Genomic DNA, 10,634 nt, shown 5'->3' with positions numbered 1-10,634 from the left:
CACGGGCCCGGTCAGCAGCTGACCGGGCCCGTGGCCGTCCGTGGCCCCCTCGCAGGGTCCCGCCGCGAGCGGCGGGGGACGAGGGGGCCTCCCTCACCCGAAGCGGCCGGAGATGTAGTCCTCGGTCGCCTTCTGGTCGGGGTTGCTGAAGATCTTCTCGGTCGGGTTGAACTCGATGAGCCGGCCGGGCTGGCCCACGCCGTTGAGGTTGAAGAACCCGGTGGACTGGCTCACCCGCGCCGCCTGCTGCATGTTGTGCGTGACGATGACGATGGTGAACCGCTCCTTGAGCTCGGTCATCAGGTCCTCGATGGCCAGCGTGGAGATCGGGTCCAGGGCCGAGCAGGGCTCGTCCATGAGCAGCACGTCGGGCTCGACGGCGATCGCGCGGGCGATGCACAGCCGCTGCTGCTGACCGCCCGACAGGCCCGAGCCGGGGCGGCCCAGCCGGTCCTTGACCTCGTCCCACAGGTTGGCGCCGCGCAGCGAGCGCTCGACCAGCTCGTCGGTCTCGGCCTTCTTCATCCGCTTGTTGTTGAGCCGGTTGCCGGCGATGACGTTGTCGTAGATGGACATCGTCGGGAACGGGTTGGGCCGCTGGAAGACCATGCCGATCTGCCGGCGGACGTCGACCGGGTCGGTGTCGGCGCCGTAGAGGTCCTGGCCGTCCATGACGACCTTGCCCTCGACGCGGGCACCGGGGATGACCTCGTGCATGCGGTTGAGCGAGCGCAGGAAGGTCGACTTCCCGCAGCCCGACGGCCCGATCAGCGCGGTGATGCTGCGCGGCTCGATGGAGACGTTCACGCCCTCCACGGCCAGGAAGTTGCCGTAGTAGATGTTGAGGTCGGAGACCTCGATGCGCTTGGCCACGGGGGGATCCTCCGGGTCGGGGTCGGTCAGCGACCGGTCTTGGGGGCGAAGAAGCGGCTGATCAGGCGGGCCACGACGTTGAGGACCATCACCAGGATGATGAGGACGAGTGCCGCCGTCCAGGCCCGGTCGAGGAACGCCTGGGTGTCGGTACCCGGCTGCGTGAGCTGGTAGTAGGCGAACACCGGCAGCGTCGCCATGCGCCCGTCGAACGGGTTGAGGTTCGTGCCGGTGATCAGGCCGACGGTGATGAGCAGCGGCGCGGTCTCGCCGATCACGCGCGCCACGGCGAGGGTGATACCGGTGCCGAGGCCGGCGACGGCGGTCGGCAGGACGACCTTGACGATCGTCCGCCACTTGGGCACGCCCAGGGCGTAGCTGGCCTCCCGCAGCTCGTTGGGGACGAGCTTGAGGACCTCCTCGCAGGAGCGGACGACGACCGGGATCATGAGCACCGAGAGGGCCGCGGACCCCATGAGGCCGAGCCGGACGTCGTTGCCGAACAGCAGCGTGAACAGCGCGAAGGCGAACAGGCCGGCGACGATCGACGGGATGCCGGTCATGACGTCGACGAAGAAGGTGATCGCCTTCTTCAGCCGGCCGGTGCCGTACTCGACGAGGTAGACGGCGGTCAGCAGGCCGATCGGCACCGAGATCACCGCGGTCACCGCGGTGATGACCAGCGTGCCGAAGATGGCGTGGTAGGCGCCGCCGCCCTCGCCCACGACCCGGAACATCGAGTTGGTGAAGAAGGCGGCGTCGAAGCGCGCCAGGCCCTTCTCGAGCACCGTGTAGACCAGCGACACCAGCGGGATCATCGCGATCGCGAAGGCCGTGGTCACCAGCGCGGTGACGAGCCGGTCGGAGGCCTTGCGCGACCCCTCGACGACCCGGGACCCGACGTACACGGCCAGCGTGCCCAGGACGGCGCCGTAGACGACGGTGAGCGCGACGCTGAACCCGGTGAGCGCCGACAGCAGCGCCCCGACCGCGATGCCGGCGGCGTAGAGCCCCAGCGGGGCGAACCGCGGGAGGCGGGAGCGGCGGGGGACCGGGCCGGACGGCTCCGGGGCGACCTGCAGCGTCGACTGCGTGGAGGTGCTCATCAGTTGGCTCCGGAGAAGTCGGCGCGCCGGTTGACGATCCAGCGGGCGAGCATGTTGACCGCGAGGGTGATGACGAACAGCACCAGGCCGCTGGCGATCAGGGTGTTGATCCCCAGGCCGGTGGCCTCGGGGAAGCGCAGGGCGATGTTCGACGCGATGGTCGAGGGGTTCGAGCTGCTGATCAGGTTGAGCGTGGCGCCGGCGCCGCCGGACAGCACGATGGCCACCGCCATCGTCTCGCCGAGCGCGCGGCCCAGGCCCAGCATCGCGCCGGCGATGACGCCGGACTTGCCGTAGGGCAGCACCGCCATCTTGATCATCTCCCAGCGCGTGGCGCCGAGGGCGAGCGCGGCCTCGCGGTGCAGGGCCGGGGCCTGGCTGAACACCTCGCGGGAGATGGCGGAGATGATCGGCAGGATCATGACCGCGAGCACCAGGCCGACGGTGAACATCGTGCGGCCGCTGGTGGAGGCCGGGCCCGCGAAGAACGGGAGCCAGCCCAGGTCGTCCGCGGCCCAGACGTGGAACGGGACCAGCGCCGGCGCGAGGACCGCGAGCCCCCAGAAGCCGTAGACGACGCTCGGGATGGCCGCGAGCAGGTCGATCACGTACCCGAGGCCGGCCGCGATGCGGCGGGGCGCGTAGTAGGTGACGAAGAGCGCGATGCCCACTGCCAGCGGCGTGGCCACGATCAGGGCGAGGACGGCGCCGAGGAGCGTGCCGAGGATGAGCGGGCCGATGTAGGCGGCCAGGCCCTCGCCGCCCGGGATGTCCTCCGCCGGCGCGGTGAGGGCGGGGATCGCCTCGCTGATGAGGAAGGCGGCCACGCCCGCGAGCACGAGCAGGATGAAGATGCCGGAGCCCTTGGCGCTGCCGGCGAAGATGCGGTCCCCCGCCCGGCGCACGACGCGCTGCTGCGACGGGGGTGGGGTCGGGGCCTTCGTGGCGGTCACCGTTGCTCCGGGTGGTCGATCGGCGGTGCGGGGAGCCCGTCTCGGGGCGGGCGGTGGCCCGGGGCGTCGGCCGACGCCCCGGGCCACCGGGTGAGGTGCTGGGTCAGCCGGCGGCCGTGATGGCGTCCACCGCGGGCTGGGCCTGGTCGCGCAGGGTGTCGGAGATCGGCGCGTTGCCGGCGTTGTCGGCGGCGGCCTGCTGGCCGTCCTCGCTGATCACGTAGGACATGAAGGCCTTGACGGCGTCGGCGGTCGCCTGCTCGTCGTACTCGACGCAGCCGATGTGGTAGCTGACCAGCACGATCGGGTACTCGCCCGAGCCCTCGGTCTGCCGGTTGACCTCGATGGCGAAGTCGTACTGGCCACGGCCCTCGACCGCGGGGGAGTTCTCGACGACGGCGGCGGCGGCCTCGGCCGACGGGGCGACGAACTCCATGCCGACGCCGACGTCGGCGACACCGAGCTCACCGGCGCGGCTGGCGTCGGCGTAGGTCACGGCACCGGCCGTGCTCTCGACGACGCCCACGACGCCGGACGTGCCGTTGGCGGCCTCGCCACCGGGCAGCGGCCACACGCCGTCGGGCTCCGAGGTCCACACGTCACCGGCGGTCTGGAACAGGTAGTCGGTGAAGTTGTCCGTGGTGCCGGAGTCGTCGGCGCGGTGCACGGGGGTGATCGCCGTGTCGGGCAGCTGGACGTCCGGGTTGGCCCCGGCGATCGCCGGGTCGTTCCAGGTGGTGATCTGGCCGGTGAAGATGCGGGCGATCACGTCGGGCGTGAGGTTCAGCTGGTCGACGCCCTCGAGGTTGAAGATCACCGCGATCGGCGAGATGTAGTTCGGCAGCTCGAAGACCTCGCCGCCGCCGCAGCGCTCCTGCGCGGCGGTGAGCTCCTCCTCGTCCAGAGCGGCGTCGGAGCCGGCGAAGTCGGCCCGGCCCTCGATGAACTGCTCGCGGCCCGCGCCGGAGCCGGCCGGGTCGTAGCTGAACTGGACGTCGGGGTACTCGCCCTCGAAGCCGGCCTGCCAGGCCTCCATGGCCGCCTGCTGGCTGCTGGCGCCGGCGCCGACGAGGTCGCCGCTGAGCTCGGCGGCGCTCGCGCCGCTGCCGCCGTCGCCGCCGCCCGAGGCGCTGTCGGACTCGTTGGCGGCGCCACACGCGGCGAGCGTGAGGGTGCTGGCCAGCGCCGTGCTGAGGACGACGGCGCGCGACCGGGTGCTGAGCTTCAAGCCAGTGCCTTTCCGGAGGTGCCCGGACCTCGATGCCGGGCAGGGAGGACCAACGGAAGGGGACGGTAGGCAGCCCAGGTGGCCGGTCCCGGGTCGCTCGATGAACGCCCGGTGAACGCCGGTCGAGCCTTTCCCGACCGGGTGAGAACGGCATCACGTCCGGCAGGTGAACGCGTGCGAGTCGGGTGGCGGTGGACACGTCCGGTGCGGCACAAAGGGACGTTTGCGCCGCGTGCCCGGGATCAGGGAACGCGCCGCCAGGAGACGTCGACGGCATACCGCGTGAAGCCGGTGCGCCCGTAGAGCGTCACCGCCGCGGTGTTGTCCTCCTCGGTGTAGAGGAGCACCTCGTCCAGCCCGCGCCCGCGCAGGTGTGCCAGGCCGCGCACCGTCAGCGCCCGGCCGAGCCCGAGCCCCTGGGCGTCGGGGTCGATGCCCAGCACGTACACCTCGCCGACGGCGTCCGGGCCGGCGTCGCCGGGCGGGTGCACCTTGGTCCAGTGCGCGCCGAGCAGCGCGCCGCCGGCGTCGGGGTCGCCGCGCCAGGCCAGCAGGAAGCCGGCCGGGTCGAACCAGGGCTCGGCCTCGCGCAGCCGCAGGTCCTCCGGCGTCCAGGCGCCCTGCTCGGGGTGGGCGGCGAAGGCCCGCGCGTTGAGCCGCAGCCAGGCGGCCTCGTCCCGGCCGGGGCGGAAGGCGGCCACGGACACGTCCGGCGGGAGCGGGGCGGCGGCGTCGAGGTCGGCGTCGGTGAGCGGGCGGCGCATCTGCAGCAGCACGCGGGCCCGGGTGTAGCCGCGGGCGCCGGCCAGCGCGGTGGCGGCCGGCAGGTCGCCGTGCGCCCAGACCCGGAGCGGACGGCCGTCGGCGAGCTCCTCCAGCCGGGTCAGCAGCGCGCCGCCCACCCCGCGCTCCCGGGCCGTGGGCGCGACGACCAGCTCGGCCTCGGCGTCCCCGGTGCCGTCACCGAGCTCGAGCCGGGCGTAGCCGGTGAGCGGGCCGTCCGGCTCGGTGGCGACGACGTCCCGGCCGCCGGGCGGGCCGCCGTGCTGCAGCCGCAGCTCGGCCTCCTCCGACAGCGGGCGCACGCCGTCGGCCGCCGCGGCCGCCCGCAGCAGCGCGAGGACGGCGGCCGTCCGCGCGGGGTCGAGCCCGGCGGAGTCGGAGACGGCGGCGGCGCTCAGAGCAGCGGGGCGGTGGTGGGGGAGGCGTCGGCCACCGTGGTCGCCGACCGCTCGGCCTCGGCGCGGGCGGCCGTGGCGGTCGCGTCGGCCACCTGCTGGTCGAGCTTGTAGCCGACGTTGCGGACGGTGCCGATCAGCGCCTCGTGCTCGGTGCCGAGCTTGGCACGCAGCCGCCGCACGTGGACGTCGACGGTGCGGGTGCCGCCGAAGTAGTCGTAGCCCCAGATCTCCTGCAGCAGCTGGGCGCGGGAGAACACCCGGCCCGGGTGCTGGGCGAGGTACTTGAGGAGCTCGAACTCCTTGTAGGTGAGGTCGAGCGGGCGGCCGCGCAGCTTCGCCGAGTAGCTGTGCTCGTCGATGACCAGCTCGCCGGCCTGGGTGACGCCGCCGTCGGCACCGTCGGCCGGGGTGGTCGCGGCGAGCCGGCGGGCGGTGGCCCACTTCAGCCGGGCGTCCACCTCGGCCGGGCCGGCGGTGTCGAGCAGGACGTCGTCGACGCCCCAGTCGGCCGACAGCGCGACCAGCCCGCCCTCGGACAGGACCGCGACGAGGGCGGAGGCCACGCCGGTCGAGGACAGCAGGCTGCACAGCGTGCGGGCCTGGATGAGGTCGTGGCGGGCGTCGACGAGCACGACGTCGCCGGAGTCGCCGTCGAGCAGGCTCGACAGCTCGGGGGCCACCACGCGGACCTGGTGGCCGAGCAGCCCCAGGGCGGGCAGCACCTCGGTGGTCGCCTGACGCGCCGCGGTCATGAGCACGAGTCGCATGTCGTCTCCTCGGGGAGGGCATCGACGGCGCTGTCGAACCGAGACCGCAGGATAGCCGACGTGCGTCCCGTTCCCTCCGAGGTCACCCGAGCGCGTCCGGTGACGGTCCGCACCGAGGACGGCGTGCGGCTCGAGGGCGTCGTCGTCCCGGCCTCGGGTCCGGTGACGGGCACGGTCTTCGTCGTGGCGCACGGGTTCACCAACTCCACCGCCTACCCGCCGTTCCGGCGGATGGCCGGCTGGCTGTCCCGGTTCGGCGAGGTGCGCGCCCTGGACTTCCGCGGGCACGGCCGCTCCGGCGGCGGCACGGGGGCCGGCGGCGACGACGAGCTGCGCGACGTCGACGCGGCGGTGGCCGCCGCGCGGGCCGACGGCGCGGGCGCGGTGGTGACCCTCGGGCTGTCCATGGGCGGGGGCGCGGTGCTGCGGCAGGCGGCGCACGGCCGGCACCGCCCTGACGCGGTGGTCGCCGTCAGCGCGGTCAGCCGCTGGTACGTCCGCGACACCCCGCCCATGCGCCGCGTGCACTGGCTGCTGGAGACGACGCTCGGCCGGCGGGCCGGCGCGCGCCTGCTCGGCGTCCGCCTGGCGCCGCCGTGGGAGACCGTGCCGTCCTCGCCGCTGGAGGCGGTCGCCCGGATCGCCCCGACGCCGCTGCTGCTCGTGCACGGCGACCGGGACGCCTACTTCCCGCTCGAGCACGCCCGCGCGCTGGCACGGGCGGCCGGCCCGACGGCGACCGCGTGGGTGGTCCCCGGCTTCGGACACGCCGAGAGCGCCCTCACCGCTCCGCTCGTCGAGCGCGTCGGGCGCTGGGCGTCTGCGACGATCGGGGGCGAGCGGGAGGTGCCGGCGCCGACGGGGGCGCCGGGCGGTCCCGGGCAGGAGGGGACGTGACCACGGCGCTGGACTCCCCGCCCGCCGCCCGCGCGCGGCACGCCGCCGCGGCCGTCGTCGCCAGCGCCGCCGTCGCCCTGGTGCTGCTCGCGCCGGACCTGCTCGGGGAGCACGGCCGCCTGGCCGCCGTCCTCGTGCTGCAGGCCCTCCTCGTCGCGGGCTGGGGAGCCGCCACGGCGCCGGCCGGGGCGGCGGGTGTCGCGGTGGTCGGGGCGGCGGCCGCCGTCGGCGCCGACCTCGCCGTGGACCTGCTCGCCGGTGACGCGGACCGGCCCGGCCCCGGGTCGCTGCTGGCCGTCGCCGGGCCCGCGCTGATCGTCGCGGTGCTGCACCAGATGCTGCGCCGGCCGCCGCGCACCGACGTCGTCGGCTCGCTGGGCAGCGTGGCGCTGCTGGTCACCGCCGTCTGCGCGCTGGCGCTCCTGCTGCTGCCCGACGTCGCCGGCGACGACGGCGAGGTCGCCGCCGCGCCGCTGCTCGCCGCCGGCGCCGCGCTGGTCGTCGCGCACCTCGCCGACGCCGTGCTGCCCCGCCCCGCGGTGGCCCCGGGCGCCGACCGCGGCGTGACGGGGCTGCTGCTCGCCGTGGCGACCGGGGTCGTGGTCACGCTCGTGGCGGACGGCACCGGCGGGACGGCCGACGTCGTCGGCGGGGTCGCGACCGGCCTGGTGCTGGGCCTGGTCGCGGGGCTCGCCGGGACCGCCGCCTCGTTCGCGGTGGGCGGTGCCGGGGAGCGGCGCCGCGGTGCCGCCGTCGCCGGGGTCGCGGTCGAGGCCGTGCTTCCGCTGGCCGTCTGCGCGCCGGTGCTGCTGGCCCTGGCCGCCGTCTGATCCGCAGCCGTGCGCGCCCTGCTCGTCGTCCTCGCGCTGGTGGTCCTCGCGCTGGTGGCCGACCCGGTCGCCGAGGGCGTCGCCGAGGACCGGGTCGCCGAGGCGCTGCGGGACGCCGGCGGGCTGGCCGCGACGCCTGACGTCGACGTCCGGGGCTGGCCGTTCCTCACCCAGGCGGTGTCGGGGACCTACGAGGACGTCCGCATCTCGCTGACCGCCGCCGAGCTCCGGCAGCCGGAGGGGACCACCGCCGATGTCCGGCTGCGCGGGGCGCACGTGCCGCTGTCCGAGGCGCTGTCGGGGTCGGTGCGCGAGGTGCCGGTGGACCGGGTCGACGGCACGGCGACGCTGTCCTACGCGCTGCTCGCGCAGCAGCTCGGCGGCGACACCACCGTGGCCCGCGAGGGCGACGGGCTGCGGGTCACCCGGACCGTGGAGGTGCTCGGCCACACCGTCCCGCTCACCGCCGCGGGCACGGTGTCGCTGGACGGCCAGGACCTCGTGGTCGACGTCGAGGAGGCCGACGCGGCCGGTGTCGACGTGCCCGACGTCGTCGTCGACCGGGCGAGCGACCTGCTCGACCTGCGCTACCCGGTCGAGCTGCCGTTCGGACTGGAGCTGACCGGCCTGCGCCCGGCCGACGCCGGCGTCGAGGTCACCGCCGCGGCCACCGACACGGTGCTGCGCGCGCCCTGAGCCGCCCGGGAATGCGCACCGAGGCGGTCGGGTTGGTGCGGGGGACGAGCGGGACCGCCCCGGCGGTGCTCGCCGGGGCGCTCGTGCCGACCGCCGCGGCGGCCCGGTGGCTGCGCACCCGCGACGGCCGGCCCAGGACGGAGGAGGAGCCCGTGGGCGGACCGACCGCGGTCCTCGAGGAGCTCGGCGTGCGGCCGGGCGAGGCGGACCTGACCGTCGTCCAGTTCTCCACCGCGTTCTGCGGGCCGTGCCGCACCACCCGCGCCCGGCTGCAGCGCCTGGAGGCGACCCGGCCGGGCCTGGCGTACGTGCACGTCGACGCCGAGAGCCACCTCGACGCCGTGCGCGAGCTCGACGTCCGGCGCACGCCGACGCTGTTCTACCTGGACCGGTCGGGCAGGCTGCTGGGCCGCAGCAGCGGCGCCCCGCGCCCGGGGGAGCTCACCGCCCTGGTGGACGCGCACACGGGCGCCCGGTCGTGATCGGCTACCCTCGCCGCGTGGGCACCCTGCTGACCTCGCGCCGCACAGTGGACCTGTGCCGCGTCGGCAGCTGCCTGTGTCGCGCCTCCTGAGGGCGGTTCCACCCCGCCCAGACGTGCCCTGACCGCCGTCCGGAGACCCTTCTTCATGCCCCTGAGTCCTGCCCGCACGGTCGACGTGCGCGGGCCCCGTCCCACCGCGTGGGTCACCGGCGCCGTCCTGGCCCTCGTCTCCGCCGTCGGCGCGGCGGGGTACCTGCTCGGTGCGCCGGTGCTCGGCGTCGTCGCCACCGGGTTCGTCCTCGTCGCGGCCCTGCTCGGCGCGGCCACCGCGTCCTGCCCCGGCCGCGAGCCGTACCCGACCGTCCGGCGGGCCCGTCCCGCCCCCACCGCCTGACCGTCCGCACACCCACCACAGGGAGGAAGACCCCCCATGAGCCGCAACGACGTGCTCGTCACCGCCGACTGGGCGCAGGAGAACATCGGCGCCCCCGGCATCGTCTTCGTCGAGGTCGACGAGGACACCAGCGCCTACGACAAGGGCCACATCGAGGGCGCGGTCAAGCTGGACTGGAAGACCGACCTCCAGGACCCGCTGCGCCGCGACTTCGTGGGCAAGGAGCAGTTCGAGGAGCTGCTGTCCGCCAAGGGCATCGGCAACGACGACACCGTCGTCCTCTACGGCGGCAACAACAACTGGTTCGCCGCCTACGCCTACTGGTACTTCAAGCTCTACGGCCACGACCAGGTCAAGCTCCTCGACGGCGGCCGCAAGAAGTGGGAGCTCGACAGCCGCCCGCTGTCCTCCGACGCCGTCGAGCGCCCGGCCACCCAGTACCGGGCGCAGGAGCCCGACACCTCCATCCGCGCCTTCCGCGACGAGGTCGTCGCCGCGATCGGCCAGCAGAACCTGGTCGACGTCCGCTCGCCCGACGAGTTCGCCGGCAAGCTGGTCGCCCCCGCCCACCTCCCGCAGGAGGGCGCGCAGCGTCCCGGCCACATCCCGACCGCGGTGAACGTGCCGTGGAGCAAGGCGGCCAACGAGGACGGCACCTTCAAGAGCGACGACGAGCTGCGCAAGCTCTACGCCGACGCCGGCCTCGACGAGTCCAAGGACACCATCGCCTACTGCCGGATCGGTGAGCGCTCGAGCCACACCTGGTTCGTGCTGCGCGAGCTGCTCGGCCACCAGAACGTCAAGAACTACGACGGCTCCTGGACCGAGTACGGCTCGCTGGTCGGTGTCCCGATCGAGAAGGGGGCCTGAGCGTGTGCGGCGCCCCGAGGCAGGGCGGTGCCCTCGCCGGGATCGACCTGGCCACCCAGACGGTGATCCAGGGCCAGGTGTGGCACGACGGCGCGGCGGTGGCCGGTGCCTACGTCCGGCTGCTCGACGCCACCGACGAGTTCACCGCCGAGGTGGTCACCAGCCCGGAGGGCGAGTTCCGCTTCTTCGCCGCCCCGGGCATCTGGAAGCTGCGCTCGCTGGCCCCCGTCGGCCGCGGTGAGCGCGTCGTCGAGGCCGAGGTCGGGCTGACGGAGACGACCGTCGTCCTCGAGAAGTAGTCCCCCGCGCACGGCGCCCCTCCCGGCCGCGGCCGGGAGGGGCGCCGTGCGCGGGG

General features: G+C 74.8%; 13 protein-coding genes. 7 read left to right on the top strand and 6 right to left on the bottom strand.

Annotated elements, in window-relative coordinates; translation table 11 throughout:
- Positions 1-93: 93 nt before the first annotated feature.
- From pstB to ACI8AB_RS22390, 6 genes are all read right to left on the bottom strand, one after another.
- Positions 94-873, bottom strand: coding sequence for a phosphate ABC transporter ATP-binding protein PstB (pstB, locus tag ACI8AB_RS22415; protein ID WP_387988334.1), 780 nt, complete (start codon positions 871-873; stop codon positions 94-96).
- Positions 874-899: 26 nt separating this feature from the next.
- Positions 900-1,979, bottom strand: a complete 1,080-nt coding sequence (pstA, locus tag ACI8AB_RS22410) for a phosphate ABC transporter permease PstA (protein ID WP_456951947.1) — start codon at positions 1,977-1,979, stop codon at positions 900-902.
- Positions 1,979-2,932, bottom strand: a complete 954-nt coding sequence (gene pstC / locus ACI8AB_RS22405; RefSeq protein WP_387988336.1) for a phosphate ABC transporter permease subunit PstC — start codon at positions 2,930-2,932, stop codon at positions 1,979-1,981. The genes pstA and pstC overlap by 1 nt, the downstream gene beginning before the upstream one ends.
- A gap of 103 nt (positions 2,933-3,035) precedes the next feature.
- Positions 3,036-4,160 (bottom strand): phosphate ABC transporter substrate-binding protein PstS, encoded by a 1,125-nt coding sequence (gene pstS, locus ACI8AB_RS22400; protein WP_456951946.1) that lies wholly within the window; start codon positions 4,158-4,160, stop codon positions 3,036-3,038.
- A 242-nt stretch (positions 4,161-4,402) separates the two neighbouring features.
- Complete coding sequence (gene mshD, locus ACI8AB_RS22395) at positions 4,403-5,341, bottom strand: mycothiol synthase (RefSeq protein ID WP_456951949.1); 939 nt, start codon at positions 5,339-5,341, stop codon at positions 4,403-4,405.
- A complete protein-coding gene (locus tag ACI8AB_RS22390; RefSeq protein ID WP_456951945.1) occupies positions 5,338-6,108 on the bottom strand; it encodes a winged helix-turn-helix transcriptional regulator in 771 nt (256 codons plus the stop codon). The genes mshD and ACI8AB_RS22390 overlap by 4 nt, the downstream gene beginning before the upstream one ends.
- Before the next feature lie 99 nt (positions 6,109-6,207).
- Here ACI8AB_RS22390 and ACI8AB_RS22385 point away from each other — a divergent pair, with 99 nt between their 5' ends.
- The 7 genes from ACI8AB_RS22385 to ACI8AB_RS22355 all read left to right on the top strand — a co-directional run bounded on the left by ACI8AB_RS22385 (position 6,208) and on the right by ACI8AB_RS22355 (position 10,578).
- On the top strand, positions 6,208-7,005 hold the full coding sequence (locus ACI8AB_RS22385) for an alpha/beta hydrolase family protein (protein ID WP_456951944.1): 798 nt from the start codon (positions 6,208-6,210) through the stop codon (positions 7,003-7,005).
- The gene (locus ACI8AB_RS22380) at positions 7,002-7,835 is read left to right on the top strand and encodes a hypothetical protein (protein ID WP_456951943.1); all 834 of its coding nucleotides are present in this window, start codon (positions 7,002-7,004) and stop codon (positions 7,833-7,835) included. Before ACI8AB_RS22385 ends, ACI8AB_RS22380 begins: the two co-directional genes overlap by 4 nt.
- Before the next feature lie 9 nt (positions 7,836-7,844).
- Positions 7,845-8,531, top strand: coding sequence for an LmeA family phospholipid-binding protein (locus tag ACI8AB_RS22375; RefSeq protein ID WP_456951942.1), 687 nt, complete (start codon positions 7,845-7,847; stop codon positions 8,529-8,531).
- 152 nt (positions 8,532-8,683) lie between these two features.
- Entirely contained in the window at positions 8,684-9,013 is a 330-nt protein-coding gene (locus tag ACI8AB_RS22370) for a thioredoxin family protein (protein ID WP_456951941.1), read from the top strand.
- 120 nt (positions 9,014-9,133) lie between these two features.
- On the top strand, positions 9,134-9,409 hold the full coding sequence (locus ACI8AB_RS22365) for a DUF4395 family protein (protein ID WP_456951948.1): 276 nt from the start codon (positions 9,134-9,136) through the stop codon (positions 9,407-9,409).
- Between the two features lie 36 nt (positions 9,410-9,445).
- The gene (locus ACI8AB_RS22360) at positions 9,446-10,279 is read left to right on the top strand and encodes a sulfurtransferase (protein ID WP_387988343.1); all 834 of its coding nucleotides are present in this window, start codon (positions 9,446-9,448) and stop codon (positions 10,277-10,279) included.
- A 2-nt stretch (positions 10,280-10,281) separates the two neighbouring features.
- Positions 10,282-10,578, top strand: coding sequence for a DUF1416 domain-containing protein (locus ACI8AB_RS22355; protein ID WP_456951940.1), 297 nt, complete (start codon positions 10,282-10,284; stop codon positions 10,576-10,578).
- Positions 10,579-10,634 lie beyond the last annotated feature (56 nt).

It is taken from the genome of Geodermatophilus sp. SYSU D00698 (assembly GCF_054050335.1).
Note: the sequence above shows the minus strand (reverse complement) of the source record. Positions and strands in the feature narration are given on the sequence as shown.

Coding starts and splice junctions, on each gene's coding strand:
- ACI8AB_RS22360 (WP_387988343.1), top strand. CDS start 9,446: ATGAGCCGCAACGACGTGCTCGTCACCGCCGACTGGGCGCAGGAGAAC.
- pstA (WP_456951947.1), bottom strand. CDS start 1,979: ATGAGCACCTCCACGCAGTCGACGCTGCAGGTCGCCCCGGAGCCGTCC.
- ACI8AB_RS22390 (WP_456951945.1), bottom strand. CDS start 6,108: ATGCGACTCGTGCTCATGACCGCGGCGCGTCAGGCGACCACCGAGGTG.